The organism is Mesorhizobium sp. LSHC420B00 (genome assembly GCF_000503055.1).
In the GTDB taxonomy this organism is placed as follows: domain Bacteria; phylum Pseudomonadota; class Alphaproteobacteria; order Rhizobiales; family Rhizobiaceae; genus Mesorhizobium.
Window position 1 is genome coordinate 79,904 of the sequence record NZ_AYVY01000015.1, and the last position, 22,558, is coordinate 102,461.

The window sequence follows — 22,558 nt, forward strand, 5'->3', positions numbered from 1 at the left end:
CCTTTCCGGACCCGAGAATGATAGCGGGCCCACTACGCCTCGACGCGCTTGAGGCCGAAGCGCGCTGCGATCTTGACGCCAAAAATAACCGCTCACATGTCTCTTTATGGCTGCCGCCGCGGCCGAGAGCCATGACCGCTTTGAAGGCCCGCCACCGCGGCGTGTTCGCCTGATGCAGCAGGCGAGAGCGGCGGTGGCACGCAGCGGCGGGAACCATCGGGCATGCTTGGCTATTAGATACAGGCGGCTGCTGGTCTGCCGGGCCAGGAGCCATTTGCTATGATCATCAATCCCCCACCGGAAAGCGCCATCCCGGCATCCGTTCCGTCGGTCGATCCAAAAGCCGCCCCGACGCCTCGCAATGCCGAAGCGGAGGTCTTTTATATCGAAGCGATCCGCGAGCTTGTCGCGACGGGCATCCCCTTTCTCGTCGCCGGCACCTATGCCGTAAGCGCCTATACCGGGATCATCCGCCCGACCAAGGATCTCGACATTTTCTGCAAGGCCGGCGACTGCCCGCGCATCCTCGCCCATTTCAAGCAGATCGGCTATGCGGTCGTGGTCGAGGACGACCGGTGGCTCGGCAAGGTGTTCAGGGGCACGCATTTTTTCGACGTCATCTTCACCTCGATGAACGGCACAATGCCTGTCGACGACCAGTGGCTGGAGCATGCTCGCCAGGCCGAATTGCTGGGCAGCCACGTGCGGATCATCGGCCCAACCGAGCTTATCTGGTCCAAATGCTTCATCCAGGACCGCGGCCGGCATGATGGCGCCGACGTCGCGCACACCATCCTCAAGGCGCACGACCAGATCGACTGGCAAAGGCTGCTTTCCTACATGGAAGTTCATTGGGAAGTCTTGCTGATGCATCTCTTGAACTTCAGATGGATCTATCCGACGGAGCGAGACCGTGTGCCCGCGTGGCTGCTCGACGAGTTGCTCGACCGGCTGGCCAAGCAGCGCGAATTGCCGCCTTCCCGGATGCGGATCTGCCGCGGGCGCATGCTTTCACGAACCGACTATGAGATCGACGTCAAGCAATGGGGCTTTGCCGACGTCGGCGGTGAAGGAGAATATAGCGATGGCTGACGAGCTCGAATCTGCTTCGGCAAAGGCCGAAAACGGCGGCACACTCAAGGTCGCCGCCATCGGCGATCTGCATGTCGGCAAGGAGGACCAGGCGTCGTACCGCGATCTTTTCGGCGAGATGTCGCGCGAAGCCCAGGTTCTCGTGCTGACCGGCGACCTTACCAATCTCGGCAAGCCTCGGGAGGCCGAAATCCTTGCCGAGGAACTGCGTGCCTGCACGATCCCGGTCGTCGCCGTACTTGGCAACCACGACTATGAGTCAGGCGCCGTCGAGCAGGTCACCGACATTTTGCGTCAGGCGGGCGTTCATCTCCTCGACGGCGAGGCGACGGAGATTCACGAGGTCGGGTTCGTTGGGGTCAAGGGTTTCGTTGGCGGTTTTGGATCGCGCATGCTCGGCTCCTTTGGCGAACCGGCGATCAAGTCGATGGTGGCGGAAAGCGTGAACGAAGCGATGCGGCTTGAAAACGCGATGCGGCAGGTCCGCGCCAAACGCACGCTTGTCGTTCTGCACTACGCGCCTGTCGTCGAGACGGTCGAAGGCGAGCCGCTGGAGATTTTCCCGTTTCTCGGTTCGTCACGCCTGGCCGAGACAATAGACCGGTTCCAGGTCAGCGCAGTGGTGCATGGCCATGCGCATCGTGGCGTCTATGAGGGCCGTACGCCGGGCGGAGCGTCGGTCTATAACGTTGCCATGCATGTCGCCAAGCCGACCGGCCGCCCCTACGCCATGCTCGAAATCTGACAGGCGGCGCCGCTGGCGCAAGCAATCGCCAGACAGGCTGCAGAACGATCACGGCAACTGCCGGCTGAAAGACATCCGCTTCGGCGGAATATCGTTTTCATCCGGATTGGGAATGGGGTCCTCGTCGGGGAGCCTGTCGGGGTCCGGCTCACGCACGGGCTTGGGATCGGGGATGGGAGGCGGTGGTACCGGGGTCGGTGTTGGCTCGGGTGTGGGAATAGTGGCCATCGTGATCATCTCCTCTTGGCGCAGAACAACGCAATGGGTCAGCTGGTTCCCGGCTTCCTCGTTTTTGGAACCACACCGTCGCGCCTGCGGGTCAGCCCATCTCCGGATTCTCGTGTCTGCTGCCCGACTTGCCTGACCGCAGCAGCAGGGCAAGCGGAACGAGCAGGGCGGTTGCCACCGCGCAATAGCGGAAGACATCGACGTAGGCGAGCAGCGTGGCCTGGCGGGCGATCAACTGGCCGAGCCAGCCGATCGCCTGCTGCTTCGCCTGGACCAGCGGCGAACCCTGGGCGACGAAATGCTCGGTCGCCTGCCGAAGCACCTGCTGATAGGCGGGCGACGATTGCACGGTGTGGCCAACCAGATTCGATTGATGGATCTGGGAGCTTTGCGCAATGACGGTGTTGGACAGCGAGACGCCGATGCTGCCGCCGATATTGCGTGCAACGTTGATCAGCGCCGATGCCTGGTTGGTCTGTTGCGGGGGCAGGCCGACATAGGCCGCGGTCGAGATGGGAATGAACAGGAACGGCAGCCCGACCATCAGGAAGACACGGGCAAAGGCAAAGAAGCGGAAGCTGGCGTCCGGGGTAAGCGAGGTCATGTGCCAAAGCGCGACTGCGACCACCGACATGCCCACCATGATCAGGTATTTGGGCTGCACGATGCTGCCTACAAATCCGGACACCGGCATCAAGATCAGCATGGCGATGCCGCCCGGCATCATCGAAAGGCCCGACAGCGTCGCGGTGTAGGCAAATGTCGTCTGCTGCAGCTGCGGCACGATCTGGGTGGTGCTGAACAGGATAGCACCGACCGCCATCATAACCAGGAAGGCCGTGCCGAACTGGCGCGTGAACAATAGGCGCATGTCGACGACCGGATCGCTGCGACTGATTTCCCATGGGATAAGCAGCAGGAACGCGATCGCGGAAATCACTGCGAAAGTCGTAATGAAATTCGAGGCGAACCAATCGTAGCGCTGGCCTCGGTCGAGGAAGATCTCGAGGCACCCCAGTGCGGTGGCCACCAGGACGAACCCGACCCCGTCGATCTTCAGGCCGCCTTTCAGCCGTTCCTTGCGTTCGCGTTCGAGTACGTCCGGTTCGACCAACAGCCATTGCACCAGTGCCAGCGACAGGATGCCGAACGGCACGTTGATGAAGAAGATCCAGTGCCAGGAGAAATGGTCCGTCAGCCAGCCGCCGATCGTCGGCCCGACCGTTGGTGCGACGATGACGGCAATTCCGTAAAGCGCGAAGGCTTGCGAGCGCTTTTCCGGCGGAAAGGTATCGGCAAGGATCGATTGCTCGCTTGGCGCCATGCCGCCGCCGCCGAGGCCCTGAAGGATCCTGAACAGGATGAGCAGTTCCAGGTTGGGCGCCAGTCCGCACAGCAGCGACGCGACGGTGAAGGTCGCCACGCAAAGCATGTAGTAGCGCTTGCGGCCGATGACGCTTGCCAGCCAGCCGCTGACCGGGATGATCACCGAGTTGGCCACAAGATAGGTGGTAATGACCCAGGTGCTTTCGTCCATTCCGGCCGCCAGGCTGCCGGCGATGTTGCGCAGGGCGACATTGGCGATCGAGGTGTCCAGCACCAGCATGAAAGTGGCGATGGAAACGACAATGGCGATGAGCCAGGGATTGTGTGTCCCGGCGGCGGATCGGCTTTCGCCCTGATTTCTGGCTGCTTCGCCGCTCATTGCACCTTGACCGTCGGCACCACCGACAGCCCTGGGCCGAGAAGCACATCGGGCGGCTTGTCGAAGACGATCTTGACCGGCACGCGCTGCACCACCTTGACGTAGTTGCCGGTGGCATTTTCAGCCGGCAGGAGGCTGAAGGCGGTGCCGCTGCCGGCCTGGATGCTGTCGACGCGGCCATGGAAGGACTTGTTCGGGTACGCGTCGATATCGATGTCGACCGGTTGTCCCTGCCGCATCAGGTCGAGCTGCGTCTCCTTGAAATTGGCCCTCACCCAGACCTCGTCGGGAACGAACATCATCAATACCTGGCCGGGTTGGGCGTAGGTGCCGTCAGCGGCCGAAATGCTCGTTGCCCGCCCGGCTGCGGGTGCTGTGATGGTCGTGCGCGACAGCGTCGTGCGTGCTTGCTCCTGGCTGGCTTTGGCCTGTTCGAGCTGCGCCTCGGCGCTCCTGGTTTGTGCCTGCAAGACCGAAACCTGGCTTTTTGCTGAGGCGACATTGGCCTCGGCACTGTCCAGCGCGGCCTGATCCTGACGCAGCGTCGATGCCGCTTGCTGCGCCTGCTGCTGCGTTGCCGTGCCCTTGGCCAGGAGTTCGCGATTGCGTTGATCCTCTGCCTTGGCGAAATCCAGCGCTGCCTTGGCCTGTGCAACCTGCCTCTGGGCAGCGTTCACCTTTGCGTTTTGAGCCTCGATCTGAGCGGTGACATTGACGATTTCGGCTTCGGCCGCGGCGACGCCGGCATCGGCCTGCTTCAGATTTGCCTGATAGTCGCTGTCGTCGATGCGCAGGAGGACATCACCTGCCTGCACGTGCTGATTGTCGCTAACCGCCAGCTCGGTAATGCAGCCGGCGATTTGGGCGCCGATCGTCACCGTGCGGGCGTCGATGAAGGCGTCGTCGGTCGATTCGTACTGGCGAGCGTTCANGGAGTTCAGACGTGTGCTCTTCCGATCTATCGCTCACGAGATTCTCGAACCCGGGCCGGTTGCTCCCGAGTTTCATTTACAGGCTCGACGTCTTGTTCGACGCTTTGAGGCTTCGTGTCCAACGGAATGGCTTTCAAGACTGATATTGCAGCAGCCGGGGCGGACGCAAAGCCAAACCGCGAGCTTCCGCAAAAGTTCCTGCCCGGAATGGGTTCGGTTACCGGGGCGACGTCGAACCCACTGAGCGGCGCCGGCGCGTTGGAACCGAGCGCCGCTTCACCGGGCAGGTGATCCGTACGCCTCATGTTGCGGTGATCCGGCCTTGTCAGCGCTCCACGGCGCGATAATTGCTCATATAGGCGTGGGCGAATTCACCTGTCGACAGGAGCCGACCATGAAACATCAAACACTCGACCAACTGCATGCCGTCGCGGAAGTTGAGTCCTTCGCGGCGTATCCGGCGATGAGCCGAAACCAGCGGATTGAACGTTGGGCAGAACTTCTCGAGCAAAACCCGACGCGATGCCTTGGGGCGCTTCCAGGCACCGAATATATGAACAGGGAAGCGCGCGACAGATCGCGTGGCGCTGGGACGCCGCTCACTGTCGCTTTTGAGGATCCGGTTCTGCGTGCCATGGGCTTGAACGACGATACCTATGGTGAGGCAAAGCGCTTCTTCGAACTGAGCGACCGGCAGTTGCACCAAATCGTTTGCCATTGCCACGTTGGCGCCACGATGCAAGCGCGATGGGCCGCTGCCAGGGTGCGCGGGATAGTTCGCGGCAACAGATTTGTTGCCTGGATGAAGGGCTTGATCGTGCATTGACGCGATACGAGGAACGGCGGAACACGCGTTCTTTCCGCGCTGCGGGGAGCGCTTCCGAACTTGGAAGGACTCGTGCCCGTCAGGCCGCGCAGATTGTGAAACTCCTTGACGCTTGGCTGCGCCTTGTCGCGGCCATGCGTCCGTCTTTGATGCGAGAATTTGAGTTGGCCCGCCGCAATTGAGGGCCTTCGTCCGACGGGCGTTCGAGCGCCGTCCAGGCATGTGCGATCTGGCTAGGGACAACAATCCCGCGATCGTGGAAGATCCTTCGACCTGGTGAGCGGCCGATCTCTCCAAACACCCTTCGATCCGCTCTAGCGGTCGATCTCTCCAAATACCCTTCGACCCACTTTAGCGGTCGATCTCTCCAAATACGATGTCGAGCGAGCCGATGATCGCGGCAACATCGGCGATCATATGGCCTCGGGACAGGAAATCCATCGCCTGCAGGTGGGCGAAGGAAGGTGCGCGGATCTTGCATCGGTAGGGAATGTTGCCTCCGTCCGATACGAGGTAGACGCCGAACTCGCCCTTCGGCGCCTCGACGGCGGCATAGACTTCACCGCGCGGCACGCGAATGCCTTCTGTATAAAGTTTGAAGTGGTGGATCGTCGCTTCCATCGAGCGCTTCATCGTGGCACGCGGCGGCGGCGTGATCTTGCGGTTCGGGATCGCGACCGGCCCCTGGCCTTCGGGTGAGCGCAACTTTTCCAGACATTGCCGCATGATCCGGACCGACTGGCGCATTTCCTCCATGCGTACGAGATAGCGGTCGTAGCAGTCGCCATGCTTGCCGACCGGGATATCGAAATCCATCTCCGGATAGCATTCGTATGGCTGCGCCTTGCGCAGATCCCAGGAGGCGCCCGATCCGCGCACCATCACGCCGGAGAAGGCCCAGGCCCAGGCATCGTCAAGGCCGATCACGCCGACATCGACATTGCGCTGCTTGAAAATGCGGTTCTCGGTCAACAGCCCTTCGAGATTGTCGCAGACCTTGAGGAACGGATCGCAGAAATTCCAGATGTCGTCGAGGAGCTCCGGCGGCAGATCCTGATGCACGCCGCCGACCCTGAAATAATTTGCGTGCATGCGGGCGCCGGACGCGCGCTCGTAAAAGACCATCAGCTTCTCGCGCTCGGCGAAACCCCAGAGCGGCGGCGTCAGCGCGCCGATGTCCATGGCTTGCGTGGTGACGTTGAGGAGGTGCGACAGGAGCCGGCCTATTTCGCAGAAAAGCACGCGAATGAGTTGCCCACGCTTCGGAACCGATATTTCAAGGAGCTTCTCGGCGGCGAGACAGAATGCGTGCTCCTGGTTCATCGGCGCGACGTAGTCGAGCCGGTCGAAATAGGGCAGGGCCTGCAGGTAGTTCTTGTACTCGATGAGCTTTTCGGTGCCGCGATGCAGCAGGCCGATGTGGGGATCGGCGCGTTCCACGATCTCGCCGTCGAGTTCGAGCACCAGCCGCAGGACGCCGTGAGCGGAGGGATGTTGTGGCCCGAAATTGATGGTGAAGTTGCGAACTGCAGCCTCGGCCATGACAGTCCTCCGCGATCAGGCGGGTTTCGGTTCCGTGCCGGAGCCGGCTTGTCCGCCTTCAGCCGCTCACGTCGTCGTCTGGATGATCAGCGTCAGCGTGCCGTCGCCGTCGATATTGGCGGCCACGACTTGCGTGGAATTAAGCCCGTTCGCCGCCAGTGCCGATGCCGCCTGCGGCGATGCGTCGATCGAACTTTGCAGGATACGCAAATCCTCGGCGCTGGTCTGGGTGACGACGGCCTCCGCCTGTGCCTTGATGTCAGGAGGCAGATCCTCCATCGCCACGATTGTCACTGCGGTGAAATTCTGGGCGGAGAAGGCTTGGTCAGGTGTAGCCTGGTCGGGAGTGGCCCCTTCGGGCGTGGCTTGCTCTGGCAGGGTTTGCGGGGCCGTCGGCGGGACAGGGGCAAGCTCTGGTCCCACGGATTGCGCATAGACCGGCGAGGCAAGAGCCAGTGCCGAGAGTGTGGCAATTGTCGTCGATAGCCGCATGGCCTTTCCTTCCGTTTTGCTCAGGGACGATCAATTCGGTGACGACACAACCCTCGTGTCGAAATATGGTTCCGTCACGGAGGTTGCAGTCTTGCCGAAGCCGTGATTGTCGCGGAAGCGAGCGCGAAATCCGGCGTTGCCTGTCTCAGGCAGCGGTGTGGCTGCGATGGGGCTGCGGCCAGCGCTGCAGTGCTTCACGGCCCTGAGTGGTCAGTTCGTAGATCCCGCGATCGGTGCGCGCGAACCAGCGATACACGTTGTGCAGCAGGATTTTGGGCGCGTTCGGCAGGTTGGGCTTCAAGTCACGCGGCCGCTTTGGGCCGTCCGCGAGTGCTGCGGCGCATGCCAGGGCCTGCTGGCGATAGGCGGTCATGATCGGCGCACGCGAGCCGCCGCCGGCGACAGGATCGCCCTGCCGACGCCGATGTTCGTCGATTAGTTTCGAGCGGCGCCGGGAATCCCTACGCGGAGCCAATGCCGTCGGGCTGAGCAGCACCTGAACCTCGCCGTTCGTCCGCACGCCAAGCAGGCCAAAGCCGAGGCGACGGCAGAGATTGCGATATCTCACATCGCTCTCACGGCCTTTGCCACGGCCCGACATGCATGCTGCGAGCCAGACCTCGTCGCTCACCGCCATACGGTCGACGCCCTGAAGGACCAACTCGAGATTGAACTTCAGCTTTAGCTCGCAGATGACGACGATCGGTGGAGAGTCGGCACTCAGCGCCAGCAGATCGCAGCCGCCGATCTCGCCCTTGACCATGAATCCCAGGCCTTCGAGGAAGGTCTTGACCGGGCTGTAGAGTGAAGTCTCGAGCATGGGCCTTTGTTCGCTGCGAATCATCCCGCCCGATTGGCAGTTCAGCGCGATGATCGCTCATTGCCATTGAACAGGAGGTAAACGACGGCCAAACCCAAGCGATTGCTGCGGCTCGCCGGTGGCGCAGAGCCGTGCCACGGCCGCTTGCCAATTTGGTATGCTGGTATAATATGTACCTGAGGTAGCATGCCCCGCATAGCTGCGCTGTGCTGGACATCCGAGCGCCCGAGACATCGTCCAGGGCATCGTCATTTGAGCGGCGGCTCCCCGCCTTTTCTAATCCGCCAGCCGGCGGCAATGTGCATACAAGTCAATGGGATGACGATCGGCAGGGCCGTCGTTGGAAATCAGGAGTAACGGACAATGACAACGATTGCGCTGTTTGGTGCTGGCGGCAAAATGGGTTACCGCCTGTCGACCAATTTTCGCGGGTCTCCCTATACGGTACGCCATGTCGAGGTCGGCGACGCCGGCCGCGAGCGGCTTAAATCGGGCCTCGGCATCGATGCCGTCAGCGCCGATGAGGCGCTTGATGGCGCTGATGTGGTGATCCTGGCGGTGCCGGACACGCATATCGGCAAGGTCGCGGCGAGCATCGAGAGCAAGCTTCCATCAGGCACGATGGTCGTCGTGCTCGACGCCGCGGCACCTTTCGCCGGGCATTTGCCGCAGCGACCTGACCTGACCTATTTCGTCACCCACCCGTGCCATCCGCCGATCTTCAACGACGAGACCGACATGGCGGCCAAGAAGGACTATTTCGGCGGCGTCAAGGCCAAGCAGCACATGGTCAGCGCCTTGATGCAGGGGCCGGAGGAAGATTTCGCCAAGGGTGAGGCGATCGCCAAGATCATCTGGGCCCCGGTCATGCGCTCGCATCGAGTCACTGTCGATCAAATGGCGCTGCTCGAGCCCGGCCTTTCGGAAACGGTATGCGCTTCGCTGCTCGTCGTCATGAAGGAGGCCGTCGACGAGGTGGTGGCGCGCGGGGTCGACAAGCAGGCGGCGCTCGACTTCCTGCTTGGCCATATGAACGTGCTTGGCGCCGTCATCTTCGGCGAGACCAAAGGCGTGTTCTCCGACGCCTGCAACAAGGCGATAGAGTTCGGCAAGCCGGTGCTGATGCGCGATGACTGGAAGCGGGTGTTCGAGCCGGAGGAGATTGCCGCGAGCATTCAGCGCATCACCTGAGGGCGCGACGCGTCTTCCGGAACATATCACCTGAAATTGTCATTGACTCATCATACCAGTTAGCTTAGCTGTTCGATGGCTCGGACCGTCAAGCTTCGCAGCAAGCTCAGGGCCTGGGACGAGTGGAGGATAGCGGGGAGACGATCGATCGAGGTGAAGCCGGCAAAGGGCTTGTGAACCTGACGCGATCCGCGATCCGCGCTGGCTAACGAATTGAATGCATATAGCCTTGGGATCAAGGCACGGGTTTTCAACGGGAGGAATACATGAAACTGACACGCAGAATGACGCTTGCGGCTTTCGCCGGCATGCTGGCGCTTGGCACGGCCGCACCCGCCTATGCGGCGGATCTGATCGCCATCATCACGCCCTCGCATGACAATCCGTTCTTCAAGGCGGAAGCTGTCGGCGCAGAGGCCAAGGCCAAGGAACTCGGCTACGAGGCGCTGGTGCTCGTCCATGACGACGACGCCAACAAGCAGTCCGAACTTATCGACACGGCGATCGGCCGCGGCGCCAAGGCAATCATCCTCGATAATGCCGGCGCCGACGCCACCGTTGCCGCCGTGCAGAAGGCCAAGGACGCAGGTGTTCCCTCATTCTTGATCGATCGCGAGATCAATGCCACCGGCGTTGCCGTCGCGCAGATCGTCTCCAACAACTATCAGGGCGCCCAGCTCGGCGCGCAGGAATTCGTCAAGCTGATGGGCGAGAAGGGTAATTTCGTCGAGCTCGTCGGCAAGGAATCCGACACCAATGCCGGCATCCGCTCCAAGGGTTACCACGACGTCATCGACGACTATCCAGACTTGAAGATGGTGGCGCAGCAGTCGGCCAATTGGAGCCAGACCGAGGCCTATTCAAAGATGGAGTCGATCCTCCAGGCCAATCCCGATATCAAGGGCGTGATCTCCGGCAACGACACGATGGCGATGGGCGCCTATGCGGCACTCGCCGCTGCCGGCCGCAAGGACGTCATAGTCGTCGGCTTCGACGGGTCGAACGACGTGCGCGACTCGATCACCTCCGGCGGCATCAAGGCGACAGTCCTGCAGCCGGCCTTCGCGCAGGCGCAGATGGCGGTCGAGCAGGCCAACGACTTCATCAAGAACAAGAAGTCTCCCGCCGAAGAAAAGCAGCTGATGGACTGCGTCCTGGTCAATGGCGACAATGCCGCCAAGCTCGAGACGTTCGCGCTCACCAACTGAGCCGGCGTAACATCAGGCAGCAAGGGACGAGCCTCCGGTTCGTCCCTTGCTTCCATTTCGCCCTTGCTTCCATTTCTCTGGGTGCTCCTCACCGCCATGCCGAACGAGCCGACATGTTCAACACGCTGACCCGGCCGATCTTTGTCGCGTTGTTCCTCGCAGCAATAGTCAGCCTGACCGCCTGCAAGATCTTGCCGACGCCGTCGGCGGAAAACGGCGGCACTGGCTCCGCGTTCAATCCCGACAAGATGGTCGAGGACATCTGGGCGGCGAAAGTGATACCCTATCTGCAGCAGAAGGCCGGGCCGTTTCCCGAGGTGCATGCCTTGGCCAAGGCCGATCCCGCCGCTGCCGGCGCCAAATACGGCAACCCGAAAAAGCAGGCGAATTCGCCGTGGACCTTCGCCGTTCGGCTCGAGGGCAAGGTCGTTGCAGCCAACACACAGTCACGTGCGGCGACGATGGATGTCGATGCCGACGGCGACGGCAAGGCCGATGCGCGGGTGCAGATCGGCCCCGCCATGCGTGGGACCGCCCTGCGCGACAGCCTCGACTTCATCCAGTTCAACGATTTCACCAATCAGATCGACTTCGCCCAGTTCGGCAAGTCGTTCAACGCCTATGCCGACAAGACCGTACTTTCCAAGCTGCCGCGCGAGGCACTCGAGGGCCGCAGCGTCAAGATCCTCGGCGCCTATACGCCGGGCAGTGGCCAGGACCTGCCGCTGGTGACGCCGGCGGAGGCAGAGATCGGGCCGAAGCCATGAGCGGCGATCAAGATGTCATCCTGAAGCTGGAGGATGTCTCGAAGGTCTATTCCGGCACCGTCGCGGTCAAGCGCGCGAATTTCGAGGTGCGCAAGGGCGCGGTCAACGTGCTGGTCGGCGAAAACGGAGCCGGCAAATCGACGCTGATGAAGATCATCGCGGGCGTCGAGCAGCCGACACTCGGGCGCATTCTGCTGGACGGCGAGGAGGTTTCCTTCTCGTCATCCGGGGATGCGGTGAATCGCGGCATCGGCATGGTGTTCCAGGAGCTGAACCTGTTCGGCAATCTGACTGTCGCCGAAAATATTTTCGCCACCCGCGAGATCACCAACCGCTTCCGCAAGATCGACCGCAAAGAGCAGGAGCGCCGCGCGGCGGAGTTCCTTGAACGCCTGGAAGCCGGCATCCGGCCCGACATGCTGGTCGAGGATCTGCGCATCGGCCAGCAACAACTGGTCGAGATCGCCAAGGCGGTTTCGCTCGATGCGCGCATCCTGATTATGGACGAACCAACCTCGGCGCTCAGCGCGGCGGAAGTCGAGATCCTGTTCAAGGTGATTGCCGACCTCAAGGCGCGCGGCGTGGCAATCGTCTACATCTCGCATCGGCTCGAGGAACTGATCCGCATCGGCGACACCATCACCGTGCTGCGCGATGGGCGCATCACCGGCCAGGCGGAGATGAAAGACGTCGATACCCAGTGGATCGTGCGGCAGATGATCGGCTCCGACGCCAAGGACTTCGCCAAGGCCGACGGCCATGTTCCGGGCGAAGAGATATTCCGTGCCGAGGACATTTGCCTGCCGCGTGTCACCGGCGGGCTCGCGGTCGACCACGTCTCGCTGTCGCTGCGCGCCGGTGAAATCCTCGGCATCTACGGCCTGATGGGAGCCGGACGCAGCGAGCTGTTCGACTGCATCATGGGCCGTCACGGCCATTCGACCGGAACGATATTCATTGCCGGCAAAAAAGTGCACGAGCGGGACACGACGCGACGCATCCGCCGCGGCCTGGCGCTGATCCCCGAAGACCGCCAGCGCGAAGGGCTGGTGTCGACCCTCTCCGTCGCCAGCAATCTGACGCTGGCCAGCCTGTCGCGTTTCGTGCGCCTGTTCCACATTCGTGGTGCCGCCGAACGACAGGCGGTGGCCCAGACCGTGCGCGAATTGGCGATCAAGGTCGCCGATCCGGCGCAGGAAGTCTCGTCGCTGTCGGGCGGCAACCAGCAGAAGGTGGTGATCGGCAAGGCGCTGCTCACCGGACCGAAGGTGCTGCTGATGGACGAGCCCAGCCGCGGCATCGACGTCGGCGCCAAGGCCGACGTGTTCCGCACCATGCGCAAGCTGTCGCGCGACGGCCTGGGGATCCTGTTTGCCACCTCGGATCTCGATGAGGTGATGGCGTTGTCAGACCGCATCGCGGTGATGAGCAATGGAAAATTGACTGGTATGTTCGACCGCGCCGAGGCGACAGAGGCCGCGATCGTCGCTGCCTCGGCGCTCGGCCACGGACCGGTCCCGCACGGAGAGCAAGGCGCATGACTGACATTCCAGCCAAGGCGGCGGTCACCTCCCTTTCGAGCGGCTCGGTCCTGCTGACGCTGATGAAGGCGAGGACGTTCATCGCGCTGATCGCCGTGCTGTTGTTCTTCTCGATAGCTGCCCCCAATTTCCTCTCGGCCGCCAATCTTATCCTGATGTCGAAGCACGTGGCGCTGAACGCATTCCTCGCAATGGGCATGACCTTTGTCATCATCACCGGCGGCATCGACCTGTCGGTCGGCTCGATCGTCGGCCTGTGCGGCATGGTGGCCGGCTATCTCGTGCTCAACGGCATCGACCTGCAGGTCGGCTATACCATCTATTTCAACGTCTTCGAGATCGCGCTGATCACGCTTGCCGTCGGCATATTGATCGGCGCCGTCAACGGCTTGCTGATCACCAGGCTTAACGTTGCGCCGTTCATCGCCACGCTCGGCGTGCTCTATGTCGCGCGCGGCCTGGCGCTGCTGTCGTCCGACGGGCGCACCTTCCCCAATCTCGTCGGCAAGCCGGAGCTTGGCACCACCGGATTCGGCTTTCTCGGCGCCGGCCGGTTGCTCGGCCTGCCCGTCGCGCTGTGGATTTTGCTCGTTGTTGCATTAGGGGCCGCCTATCTCGCCAAGTACACCCCGCTCGGCCGCCACATTTTCGCCGTTGGCGGCAACGAGCGGGCGGCGCGGATTTCGGGCGTCCGCGTCAACATGGTGAAGATGTTCGTCTACATGTTCTCCGGCTTCTGCGCGGCGATCGTCGGGCTGATCATCTCGTCCGAACTGATGGCCTCGCATCCGGCGACCGGAGAGAGCTTCGAACTCAACGCCATTGCCGCGGCAGTGCTCGGCGGCACCTCGATGTCGGGCGGACGCGGCACCATTGGCGGCACCATTGTCGGCGCCTTCGTCATCGGCATTCTTTCGGACGGGCTGGTGATGATGGGGGTGAGCTCGTTCTGGCAGATGGTGATCAAGGGCCTCGTCATCATCGTCGCCGTCGTCGTCGACCAGGCACAGCGCCGGCTGCAGAGCCGGGTGACGCTGATGCAGATGGCAAAGGCTGGCTGACATGACGGAACTGCGGGGAGCGCTGATCGGCTGCGGCTTCTTCGCCGTCAACCAGATGCATGCCTGGCGCGACATAGAGGGTGCCTCGATCGCTGCCATCTGCGACCGCGATCCGGACCGGTTGAGGATCGTCGGCGACCAGTTCGGGGTCGCGCGGCGCTATACCGACGCGGCAGCACTGTTTGCCGGCGAAAGGTTGGATTTCGTCGACATCGCCACCACCGCGCCGAGCCACCGTCCCCTCGTCGAGATGGCGGCGCAGCACGGCGTGCCGGTAATCTGCCAAAAAACCGTTCGCGCCGACGCTTGCCGACGCCAAGGCGATAGTGAAGGCATGCGCCGTCGCCGGTGTGCCGCTGATGGTGCACGAAAATTTTCGTTGGCAGTCGCCGATCCAGGCGGTGCGTGCCGTGCTCGACAGCGGCGACATCGGCACACCCTTCTTCGGACGGATCTCGTTTCGATCGGCTTACGACGTGTTTTCCGGCCAGCCCTATTTGGCGACGGGAAAGCGCTTCATTATCGAAGACCTCGGCATCCACATCCTCGACATCGCCCGCTTTCTGCTGGGCGACGTCTCGACGGTCACTGCGCGAACGGCGCGCGTCAACCCTGCCATTGCCGGCGAGGATGTTGCGACGATGCTCATGGACCACACGAGCGGCGCCACTTCGGTGGTCGACTGCAGCTACGCGAGCAAGCTCGCGACTGAGCCGTTTCCGCAGACGCTGATCGAAATCGACGGCAGCGACGGCACGATCCGGCTGGCGCAGGGCTACCGGCTCACCGTCACCGGCAGGAGCGGAACGGCTGTCAGCGACGTCTCGCCGCCGCTGCTGCCTTGGGCATCGCGGCCGTGGCACAACATCCAGGAAAGCGTCGTCGCCATTCAAAAGCATTGGGTCGATTGCTTGACCAACGGAACCGAGCCCGCGACCTCGGGCGCGGACAACCTCAAGACATTGGCGCTGGTCGAGGCGGCCTATGCCGGCGCCGCAAGCCGCGAACCGGTGCAACTCGACGCCTTGCTGAAATGACAGCCGACGCCTTCCTCCTTTACGGCACGCATGCGGTTGAAGTCGAACCGGTCAGGCTGCGCGCCGGTGCGCTGACGGCGGACTTCGTCAACGGCAATCTGCGCAACATTCGGCAGGGCGGCACCGAAGTTCTGCGCGCCATCGCCTATATCGTCAGAGATCGCGACTGGGGCACCTACGAGCCGGCGCTCACCAACCTTGCCATCGAGCAAGATACCGAGGCATTTTCCGTCAGCTATTCGGCAAGTTGCCAGGCACCGGACGGCAGTCGACTCGGCTTCCGCGCGACCATCAAGAGCTCCGCCGATGGTCAGTTGGTCTTCGACGTGAGCGCTCGTCCCGACAGCGATTTCGAAACCAATCGCTGTGGCTTCTGCATCCTGCATCCGATTGCCGGCCTGGCCGGCAGCCCGGTCACGGTTGAGCATACCGACGGCAGCGTGGTCGCAACGCGGCTCCCAGAACTAATCGATCCCTGGCAGCCGTTCAAGGATCTGCGGGCGATCACCCATGAGGTCCGGGCGGGCGTCACCGCCGAATGCCGTATGGAAGGCGATGCCTTCGAGATGGAAGACCAGCGCAACTGGTCGGATGCCTCCTACAAGACCTATGTCCGGCCGCTCGCGCTGCCATGGCCCTACGTGCTGCCTGCCGGCAAGCCCTTCCGCCAGACCATCAGCTTGCGGGTGGAGGGTGGCGGGAAAGTGCCGGCCACCGCGGCAACCGCCGAACCGATTCGTGTCACGCTCGGCCAAGCCGGACCGGTGCTGCCGGATGTCGGCATTATCATCTACCCGGATGAGGTCGAGGCCGCGCTGAGCAAGCTGTCGGTGCTGTCCGAGCTTGGCCCGCAGCAATTGATGTTCCACTTTGACCCGACGCGCGGCCACGGGCTCGACGCCTTGCGGTCCTACGCCAGGCTGGCCGCCGCCTATCCGGCTCGGACAACGCTCGAATGTGTCATTGCCGGCGACGGCGATCTCGACACGGAGCTTTCAGGCGTCGCCGACAGGGTGCGCAAGGCCGGGCTCAAGCTCTCGGCCATTGCCGTTTCGCCCTCGGTCGACCGGCAGTCGACGCCGCCGGGCAGCGCATGGCCGCAGTGCCCGCCGCTCGAAGATGTCTATGCCGCGGCGCGGCGTGCCTTTCCCGACACCCGCCTCGGCGGCGGCATGTTCAGCTATTTCACCGAACTCAACCGCAAGCGTGTGCCGGCCGACCCGCTCGATTTCGTCACGCATTGCACTTGCCCGATCGTGCATGCCGCTGACGATCTCAGCGTCATGCAATCGCTGGAGGTGCTGCCTTTCATCACCGCGTCTGCACGGGCGATCTTCGGAACAAAACCTTATCGGATCGGGCCGTCGACCATTGCCATGCGCCAGAACCCTTATGGCGGCGCGACCAAGCCCAATCCCGACAGTCAGCGCATTGCCATGGCCGACCGCGACCCGCGCCATGCCGGACTGTTCGGGGCCGCATGGACGATCGGCTATGCCGCACGCCTCGCCCCTGCCGGGCTCGAAATGCTCACGCTCTGCAGCTTCACCGGGCCATTCGGCGTGCTGGCCTCGTCGGGTGAACCGGTCGAAGAAGGTACACGCCGGCCGATTTTCCACGCGGTGAAAGGACTTTGCGAACTGGCCGGCCATGCGCATATGGCGGCAACAACGACCGATGAGACGCAGGTGCTCGGACTGGCCGGCCGCGCCCAGACAGGCAAGATCATCGTCTGGCTGGCGAACCTTACCCCTGACGACGTTCCAGTCGATGTTTCCGGGCTCGGCTCCGATCAGGGTTTTCTGAAGATCTGGGATGGACGAACGTCACGCCAGATTCAGCGCGACGCGTCGGGCCGAGACCGTCTTGTGATGACGCCTTACGCAATCGTCCGGATCGGCTGAAGTCATATGCCGGGGTTCATGAATCGCCGCAATTCCGCAACGGTTGCCCCTAGCCGCAGCATGTCCGCTGCCGGCTTGTCACCCGATTTGCTTTCGAAACTCGCCTGGTGCCATTCCAGTCGTCCTGGAAAAAAGACGGCTGAACGAGGCGACGTCCTGATAACCCACCCGATAGCAAATTTCTGAAACGCTCAGTTTCGTTTCCTCAAGCATGGACCTTGCCAACTCCAGCCGCCTTTCCTGGATCCATTTTCCCGGCGTTGTCTGGAGTTCGTCGAAAAACCTGCGAGACAGGGTTCGCGAAGACATGCCCAATTCGGTTGCCAGAAATTTCAGATCGATTTCCGACATCTTGTCTTTCGAGAGCTCACGCAACTTGTCCTCGAATGGGCTGGCCCCGTTCGAAATTCCATCGAGGGAAAATTCGTAGGGACTCTGGAATGTGCGCGGCGGCGGGAGAACCAGAAGTTTTCGAATGATCCGCTCTTCCTTCGAGAAGCCCAGATCGATCAGCAAAGCCCTGGCGAGTTCGAGTCCGGAAAACCCGCCTCCACATGTGTAGAGGCGGTCCTGGCGAATGAGGAGGCGGGAAGCGTCCCACCGCACTTGCGGAAACCGGCGGCTTGCCTCGGCTCTCAGCCACCAGGATATCGTCGCGCGTTTACCGTCCAATAATCCCGAATTGGCGAGCAGATAACACGCGCCGCAATGCGCTGCGATGATTGCGTCCTGCTGCTGCGCGAGCGCGATCAGCGGTTTTGAATGTTCACTCTCCTCGTCGAGCGAGCGCAGAAGCTCCGGAATCTCGACACCCGGCATGGCAATGAGAATCAGGACATCCATTTTCCGGGATGGTTGAGCCTTTGTCGGGAAGGAAATTCCGGTGCTTGATGCCGACGGCGCGCTCCTTGAAACGAACTCACAGGAGAGAACCTGCGAACGGCAGACGTCATTCACAAGCTGAAACATTTCCACGAGCGTCGAGACGACGGCTGAATAGAAATTCGACGGCAGCCAGATCACAACGTGGAGGCTCCTGACAGCCATTGCGGTACTCCAGTGTCGTTCTCGTGGATGGCAAGCTTAGCATAGTCTTTGCAAAAATTGCCAATTCCAGAACAAGCGCGAGGGGCTCCAGGAGGGCCTATGCGGGCTTGCTGACGAAAGCGGGCCGCGGAAATCCATGGCTGGGAAGATGCAAATGCTGAAATCGTTGAATGAAAACACGCGGCAAATACATCGGATTCAGAGGGCAACAGAAAACTGCGTCGGTCCGGGCTCAGGCTGATCTGTGGTCAGTCAGTAAGCCGAGAGCAAGCCGGCCGCTAGGCCGGTCGGGACCTTGCTCTTGGTTTTCAGCTGCCGGAGTTCATCACGTAAAGCGCACGCGAGCGTTCGAGGTGCTTGATCATCGCCTTCTCGGCGCCATCCGCATCCTTGGCTTCGATGCGTCCGATGATCTCTTCGTGCTCGGTCAGCGTGAACTTTTCCTTGCCGGTCCAGATCAGCATTTCGGTGTGGTATTCCTTTAGCCAGCCAAGCATTGCCTCGCTGACGGCGACATAGATCGGATTGCCGGATATTGCCGAGATCTGGGTGTGGAATTTCATGTCGGCGGATATGAAGGCTTCCGAGTCGCCACGATGGCTGCGCTGCTCTGCAACCGTTGCGCGCAACCGCTGCACGTCCTCGGCGGTTGCCTTCTCCGCGGCTTCCCTGACCATGCCGCGCTCGAAGAAGATACGCGCGTTCTTGAGGTGCTCCAGCGTGTCCTTCGACGACGACAGGATGATCTTGGCGGCGCCGTCGACCTGTTTGATGATCGACTTGGCGGTCAGCTGCAGCACTTTCGCCCGCTCGCCATGCGAGATCGCGACGAGGCCCATATTGCTCAACGCCTGCATTGCCTCGCGGATCGCCGGCCTGCCGACCTCGAAGCGCTCCATCAATTCGCGCTCCGATGGCATGTCGTCACCCGGCAGCAATTCGCCGCTGGTGATCAGGCGCTTCAGTCTCAAGAATACTTCGTCGGAAAGCTTGCGCCGGACGATCGGCTCCGAACGGTTCATCGTCGCGAATCACTCCTTTGACCGGCCCCTATCTAGCATTTCCGGCGTGAATTCCGGAACGCCTGCTGCCGGCTCGCCCGGCCCTGCCCAGCCGGATAGGGCTTGCAAAGCTTATGTACTCATTATACCAGATTTCAAGGGCCAAGGAACCTTTTTCGAACCACCCCGGCAGGCCGCGCGAATATGATTGTTCTCACCTATTGCATCGAAACGCCCGGCAATATCGAGGCGCTGGCGGCCAAGATCGCAAGCGACCAGTCGACCGGAACCTTCGTCGCGCTGGCCGGCGAGACCGAAGAGCTCAAGGCCAGGGTCGCGGCGCGAGTCCTGGCGATACGGCATCTGCCGGATGCGGATCGGCCGTCTGTTCCCGAAACCGGTCCCGAAGCGCGCAATGGCCCGGTCAAGCGCGCCGACGTCGACATCGCGTTTCCGCTAGACGCCATCGGCACCGACTTGTCGGCGTTGATGACCATCGCCATCGGCGGCACTTTTTCGATCAAGGGCCTGTCCGGTATCCGGGTCGTCGACATGAGGCTACCCGAGGAGTACCGGGGCGCGCATCCGGGCCCGCAATTCGGCGTCACGGGCAGCCGCAGGCTCACCGCTGTCGCGGATCGTCCGATCATCGGGACCATCGTCAAGCCGGCGCTGGGGCTCCGCCCGCCCGAGACGGCCGCAATGGTGCAAGAGCTGATTGCCGCCGGCGTCGATTTCATCAAGGACGACGAGAAGCTGATGAGCCCGGCCTATTCACCGCTGTCGGAGCGGGTGAGGGCAATCATGCCGCTGATCCTCGACCACGAGCAGAAGACCGGCAAGAAGGTCATGTATGCCTTCGGCATCTCACATGCCGATCCCGACGAGATGATGCGAAACCACGACCTGGTGGCAAACGCCGGCGGCAATTGCGCCGTGGTCAACATCAATTCGATCGGTTTCGGCGGCATGGCTTACCTTCGAAAACGCTCCAGCCTTGTGCTCCATGCCCACCGCAATGGCTGGGACATTCTCACCCGCCATCCCGGCCTCGGCATGGATTTCAAGGTCTGGCAGCAGTTCTGGCGCCTGCTCGGCGTCGACCAGTTCCAGATCAACGGCATCGCCTCGAAATACTGGGAACCCGACTGGTCCTTCGTCGAATCCTTCAAGGCGGTGACCACGCCGATCTTTTCGCCGGCCGATTGCGCATTGCCGGTCGCCGGCTCCGGCCAGTGGGGCGGGCAGGCGCCTGAAACCTTCCGGCGAACCGGCCGGACGGTCGATCTTCTCTATCTCTGCGGCGGTGGCATCGTCAGCCACCCGGACGGGCCGGGCGCCGGCGTACGCGCCGTGCAGCAGGCCTGGCAGGCGGCGGTCCAGGACATTCCGTTGGCGGATTATGCCTTGAGCCATGTCGAGCTGGCGCGGTCGATCGAGAAGTTCGGCGGCGGCGAGGCGGCCTGACGCCATGCAAAACCTGCTTCTGAGTTACTATGGCGACGACCTGACCGGCTCGACCGACGTTATGGAGGCGCTCGAGCTCGGCGGCGTGCCGACCGTGCTGTTCATGCGCCAGCCGGACGAGGCGCTGCTTTCGCAATTTGCGCATTGCCGCGCCCTTGGGCTGGCCGGCACCAGCCGCAGCGAGACGCCGCAGTGGATGGACACGCATCTGCGAGATGCCTTCGCCTGGCTGAAGACTGTCAACGCCGAGATCTGCCACTACAAGGTCTGCTCGACCTTCGATTCCAGCCCGGCAATCGGCAGCATCGGCCGGGCGATCGAGATCGGCCGCTCGGTTTTCCGGCAAGGCGGCGTGCCGCTGGTGGTCGGCGCGCCGCAGCTGAAGCGCTACACCGCCTTCGGTCATCTCTTCGCGGCCTACCGCGACAAATATTTCCGTATCGATCGCCATCCCGTGATGAGCCGCCATCCGACCACGCCGATGGACGAATCCGACCTGCTGATCCATCTGTCGCGCCAGACAGACCTCAGCTCGGGGCTGGTCGACCTGGCGACGCTGCAATCGGCGTCGCGGTCGGAAGCATTCGACCGGCTTGTGGAGAATGGCACAGACATCGTGCTCTTCGATGCCGACAGCCTGGAAACCCAGGCGCTTGCCGGCAAGGAGATATGGCGCGCTCGCAGGCCGGGCGGTTATTTCGTCGTCGGCTCTTCAGGCATCGAATATGCCTTGCTGGCCGAATGGGCATCGAACCGGATCGTGGATGCCAAACTCGCGTTTTCGCCGCCGGGCGCTGCCGACAGGATCGCCGTGGTCTCGGGGAGCTGCTCGCCGACGACGGAACGGCAGATCCGGCATGCTCTAGCCGATGGCTTCGACGGGATCGAGATCGACCCGGTCGAACTGGTTTCTGAGGCTTCGAACGACGCTATTGCGCGCGCGGTTGCAACCGGCCGCTCCAGCTTGAAGGCCGGGCGCAGCGTCATCCTCTACACCGCGCTCGGACCGGCGGCCGACCGCGGTGCTGAAATCGATCTCCGGGAAGGCGCCCGCCATAAGCTTGGCCGCGGCCTTGGCGAGCTTCTCCGCGAATTGACGCTTCAAGAGAAGCTACTGCGCGTGGTCATCGCCGGCGGCGATACGTCGAGCCACGCACTTGGCCAGATAGGCGTCGATGCGCTGACGGTGCGAATGCCGCTGCCGGCATCGCCGGGCTCGCCGCTTTGTCTCGCGCATTCGCGCATCGAGGCGATTGACGGGCTGGAAATTGCCCTCAAGGGCGGACAGGTCGGAACCGACCGCTATTTCTGCGCCATTCGTGATGGGATCGGCGCTTGAGAGCAGAAATTTAGGTACGTCGTTGGTGCTCAAATCGAGATCCGGCAGCATCCATTAGCCGGCAAATCAATCAGAGGCGTGTCTGATCCCGGTTACCGCGTGCGACCCATCGCCTTGACTGGATGGCGCTGACGGGCATAGGCGACACAGGCGTCCACCGTGCTGACACAGAGTCCGTCGCGGTTGTTCGGCAGGTTGTTGTCGCCGGCGTAGGCGACCTCGGCAACATGGCCGTCAACCATTCGAATTTGCGTATTGCAATAGCCGCCGGGGGCGACGTTGACGGAACCTCCGAGCGCCGGGACGGGGCCAATGGCCACGGTCGGAACCACAATGTTGAGATTGCCGCGTTGAACGACGCGCTGATAGGTCCAGATCTGGCCGGATCTGCCAACATCGGCGGTGGCTGTCGGAAAGCCGGCACACATTCGAACATCCGCTTCGCTAAGGCCGACCATCTCCTTGCGGGCTGCTGCCGCCGTGGCGTCCTCCTTCGCAGTGCTCGACGTGTCGTCGGGCATGACGCAGGAGGACAGGATGGCGGCGCTTACGGACAGAACGAGAAGGGCAAGCTTTCGTGTGTGGAAAGATGTCATACCAACTTCGGATTGCA

General features: G+C 62.3%; 19 protein-coding genes and 1 pseudogene. 12 read left to right on the forward strand and 8 right to left on the reverse strand.

Annotated elements, in window-relative coordinates:
- The first annotated feature begins 279 nt into the window (after positions 1–279).
- The gene (locus tag X760_RS60045) at positions 280–1,092 is read left to right on the forward strand and encodes a hypothetical protein (protein WP_023720252.1); all 813 of its coding nucleotides are present in this window, start codon (positions 280–282) and stop codon (positions 1,090–1,092) included.
- The gene (locus X760_RS60050; RefSeq protein WP_023720253.1) at positions 1,085–1,837 is read left to right on the forward strand and encodes a metallophosphoesterase; all 753 of its coding nucleotides are present in this window, start codon (positions 1,085–1,087) and stop codon (positions 1,835–1,837) included. The genes X760_RS60045 and X760_RS60050 overlap by 8 nt, the downstream gene beginning before the upstream one ends.
- A gap of 319 nt (positions 1,838–2,156) precedes the next feature.
- On the opposite strand, the gene X760_RS60055 is transcribed toward X760_RS60050, so the two are convergent.
- Positions 2,157–3,770, reverse strand: coding sequence for a DHA2 family efflux MFS transporter permease subunit (locus X760_RS60055; RefSeq protein WP_023720254.1), 1,614 nt, complete (start codon positions 3,768–3,770; stop codon positions 2,157–2,159).
- Positions 3,767–4,648, reverse strand: coding sequence for an HlyD family secretion protein (locus tag X760_RS60060; protein ID WP_023720255.1), 882 nt, complete (start codon positions 4,646–4,648; stop codon positions 3,767–3,769). Before X760_RS60060 ends, X760_RS60055 begins: the two co-directional genes overlap by 4 nt.
- Before the next feature lie 448 nt (positions 4,649–5,096).
- Between X760_RS60060 and X760_RS78020 the strand changes: the two genes are divergently transcribed.
- Positions 5,097–5,528 carry a hypothetical protein gene (locus tag X760_RS78020; RefSeq protein WP_023720256.1) on the forward strand — a complete coding sequence of 144 codons (432 nt, stop codon included), beginning with the start codon at positions 5,097–5,099 and terminating at the stop codon, positions 5,526–5,528.
- A 351-nt stretch (positions 5,529–5,879) separates the two neighbouring features.
- On the opposite strand, the gene X760_RS60065 is transcribed toward X760_RS78020, so the two are convergent.
- The 3 genes from X760_RS60065 to X760_RS60075 all read right to left on the reverse strand — a co-directional run bounded on the left by X760_RS60065 (position 5,880) and on the right by X760_RS60075 (position 8,382).
- A complete protein-coding gene (locus tag X760_RS60065; protein ID WP_023720257.1) occupies positions 5,880–7,070 on the reverse strand; it encodes an NADH-quinone oxidoreductase subunit D in 1,191 nt (396 codons plus the stop codon).
- Positions 7,071–7,136: 66 nt separating this feature from the next.
- Positions 7,137–7,562 carry a hypothetical protein gene (locus X760_RS60070; protein WP_023720258.1) on the reverse strand — a complete coding sequence of 142 codons (426 nt, stop codon included), beginning with the start codon at positions 7,560–7,562 and terminating at the stop codon, positions 7,137–7,139.
- Between the two features lie 145 nt (positions 7,563–7,707).
- Positions 7,708–8,382: a DUF2161 family putative PD-(D/E)XK-type phosphodiesterase gene (locus tag X760_RS60075; RefSeq protein ID WP_023720260.1), complete on the reverse strand. Its 675-nt coding sequence runs from the start codon at positions 8,380–8,382 to the stop codon at positions 7,708–7,710.
- Positions 8,383–8,745: 363 nt separating this feature from the next.
- Between X760_RS60075 and X760_RS60080 the strand changes: the two genes are divergently transcribed.
- From X760_RS60080 to X760_RS60110, 7 genes and pseudogenes are all read left to right on the forward strand, one after another.
- Positions 8,746–9,573 (forward strand): phosphogluconate dehydrogenase C-terminal domain-containing protein, encoded by an 828-nt coding sequence (locus X760_RS60080; RefSeq protein ID WP_023720261.1) that lies wholly within the window; start codon positions 8,746–8,748, stop codon positions 9,571–9,573.
- Positions 9,574–9,839: 266 nt separating this feature from the next.
- The gene (locus tag X760_RS60085; RefSeq protein ID WP_023675475.1) at positions 9,840–10,781 is read left to right on the forward strand and encodes a D-ribose ABC transporter substrate-binding protein; all 942 of its coding nucleotides are present in this window, start codon (positions 9,840–9,842) and stop codon (positions 10,779–10,781) included.
- Positions 10,782–10,894: 113 nt separating this feature from the next.
- Positions 10,895–11,548 carry a DUF2291 family protein gene (locus tag X760_RS60090; RefSeq protein ID WP_023720262.1) on the forward strand — a complete coding sequence of 218 codons (654 nt, stop codon included), beginning with the start codon at positions 10,895–10,897 and terminating at the stop codon, positions 11,546–11,548.
- Entirely contained in the window at positions 11,545–13,089 is a 1,545-nt protein-coding gene (locus X760_RS60095) for a sugar ABC transporter ATP-binding protein (protein WP_023720263.1), read from the forward strand. The genes X760_RS60090 and X760_RS60095 overlap by 4 nt, the downstream gene beginning before the upstream one ends.
- Positions 13,086–14,150 (forward strand): ABC transporter permease, encoded by a 1,065-nt coding sequence (locus X760_RS60100; RefSeq protein WP_023720264.1) that lies wholly within the window; start codon positions 13,086–13,088, stop codon positions 14,148–14,150. Before X760_RS60095 ends, X760_RS60100 begins: the two co-directional genes overlap by 4 nt.
- Before the next feature lies 1 nt (position 14,151).
- A pseudogene (locus tag X760_RS60105) lies at positions 14,152–15,187 on the forward strand (Gfo/Idh/MocA family oxidoreductase).
- Positions 15,184–17,091, forward strand: a complete 1,908-nt coding sequence (locus X760_RS60110) for a hypothetical protein (protein WP_023720265.1) — start codon at positions 15,184–15,186, stop codon at positions 17,089–17,091. The pseudogene X760_RS60105 and the gene X760_RS60110 overlap by 4 nt, the downstream one beginning before the upstream one ends.
- Positions 17,092–17,169: 78 nt before the next feature.
- Here X760_RS60110 and X760_RS0138465 read toward each other — a convergent pair whose 3' ends face one another.
- Both X760_RS0138465 and X760_RS60115 read right to left on the reverse strand, forming a co-directional pair.
- Complete coding sequence (locus X760_RS0138465) at positions 17,170–18,114, reverse strand: helix-turn-helix domain-containing protein (protein ID WP_198030513.1); 945 nt, start codon at positions 18,112–18,114, stop codon at positions 17,170–17,172.
- A gap of 332 nt (positions 18,115–18,446) precedes the next feature.
- On the reverse strand, positions 18,447–19,160 hold the full coding sequence (locus tag X760_RS60115; protein ID WP_023720267.1) for a transcriptional regulator NanR: 714 nt from the start codon (positions 19,158–19,160) through the stop codon (positions 18,447–18,449).
- A 183-nt stretch (positions 19,161–19,343) separates the two neighbouring features.
- On the opposite strand from X760_RS60115, the gene oiaX reads away from it, so the two are divergent.
- Both oiaX and X760_RS60125 read left to right on the forward strand, forming a co-directional pair.
- Positions 19,344–20,606: a 3-oxo-isoapionate-4-phosphate decarboxylase OiaX gene (gene oiaX, locus X760_RS60120; protein ID WP_023720268.1), complete on the forward strand. Its 1,263-nt coding sequence runs from the start codon at positions 19,344–19,346 to the stop codon at positions 20,604–20,606.
- A 4-nt stretch (positions 20,607–20,610) separates the two neighbouring features.
- A complete protein-coding gene (locus X760_RS60125) occupies positions 20,611–21,945 on the forward strand; it encodes a four-carbon acid sugar kinase family protein (protein ID WP_023720269.1) in 1,335 nt (444 codons plus the stop codon).
- 92 nt (positions 21,946–22,037) lie between these two features.
- Here the strand turns inward: X760_RS60125 and X760_RS60130 are convergent, their stop codons facing one another.
- Entirely contained in the window at positions 22,038–22,541 is a 504-nt protein-coding gene (locus X760_RS60130; RefSeq protein WP_023720270.1) for a hypothetical protein, read from the reverse strand.
- Positions 22,542–22,558: the final 17 nt, after the last annotated feature.

What these genes read in the sequence shown, in the direction of transcription:
- X760_RS60045 (WP_023720252.1), top strand. Translation starts at nt 280, where the DNA reads ATGATCATCAATCCCCCACCGGAAAGCGCCATCCCGGCATCCGTTCCG.
- X760_RS60050 (WP_023720253.1), top strand. Translation starts at nt 1,085, where the DNA reads ATGGCTGACGAGCTCGAATCTGCTTCGGCAAAGGCCGAAAACGGCGGC.
- X760_RS60055 (WP_023720254.1), bottom strand. Translation starts at nt 3,770, where the DNA reads ATGAGCGGCGAAGCAGCCAGAAATCAGGGCGAAAGCCGATCCGCCGCC.
- X760_RS78020 (WP_023720256.1), top strand. Translation starts at nt 5,097, where the DNA reads ATGAAACATCAAACACTCGACCAACTGCATGCCGTCGCGGAAGTTGAG.
- X760_RS60065 (WP_023720257.1), bottom strand. Translation starts at nt 7,070, where the DNA reads ATGGCCGAGGCTGCAGTTCGCAACTTCACCATCAATTTCGGGCCACAA.
- X760_RS60070 (WP_023720258.1), bottom strand. Translation starts at nt 7,562, where the DNA reads ATGCGGCTATCGACGACAATTGCCACACTCTCGGCACTGGCTCTTGCC.
- X760_RS60075 (WP_023720260.1), bottom strand. Translation starts at nt 8,382, where the DNA reads ATGCTCGAGACTTCACTCTACAGCCCGGTCAAGACCTTCCTCGAAGGC.
- X760_RS60080 (WP_023720261.1), top strand. Translation starts at nt 8,746, where the DNA reads ATGACAACGATTGCGCTGTTTGGTGCTGGCGGCAAAATGGGTTACCGC.
- X760_RS60085 (WP_023675475.1), top strand. Translation starts at nt 9,840, where the DNA reads ATGAAACTGACACGCAGAATGACGCTTGCGGCTTTCGCCGGCATGCTG.
- X760_RS60090 (WP_023720262.1), top strand. Translation starts at nt 10,895, where the DNA reads ATGTTCAACACGCTGACCCGGCCGATCTTTGTCGCGTTGTTCCTCGCA.
- X760_RS60095 (WP_023720263.1), top strand. Translation starts at nt 11,545, where the DNA reads ATGAGCGGCGATCAAGATGTCATCCTGAAGCTGGAGGATGTCTCGAAG.
- X760_RS60100 (WP_023720264.1), top strand. Translation starts at nt 13,086, where the DNA reads ATGACTGACATTCCAGCCAAGGCGGCGGTCACCTCCCTTTCGAGCGGC.
- X760_RS60110 (WP_023720265.1), top strand. Translation starts at nt 15,184, where the DNA reads ATGACAGCCGACGCCTTCCTCCTTTACGGCACGCATGCGGTTGAAGTC.
- X760_RS60115 (WP_023720267.1), bottom strand. Translation starts at nt 19,160, where the DNA reads ATGAACCGTTCGGAGCCGATCGTCCGGCGCAAGCTTTCCGACGAAGTA.
- oiaX (WP_023720268.1), top strand. Translation starts at nt 19,344, where the DNA reads ATGATTGTTCTCACCTATTGCATCGAAACGCCCGGCAATATCGAGGCG.
- X760_RS60125 (WP_023720269.1), top strand. Translation starts at nt 20,611, where the DNA reads ATGCAAAACCTGCTTCTGAGTTACTATGGCGACGACCTGACCGGCTCG.
- X760_RS60130 (WP_023720270.1), bottom strand. Translation starts at nt 22,541, where the DNA reads ATGACATCTTTCCACACACGAAAGCTTGCCCTTCTCGTTCTGTCCGTA.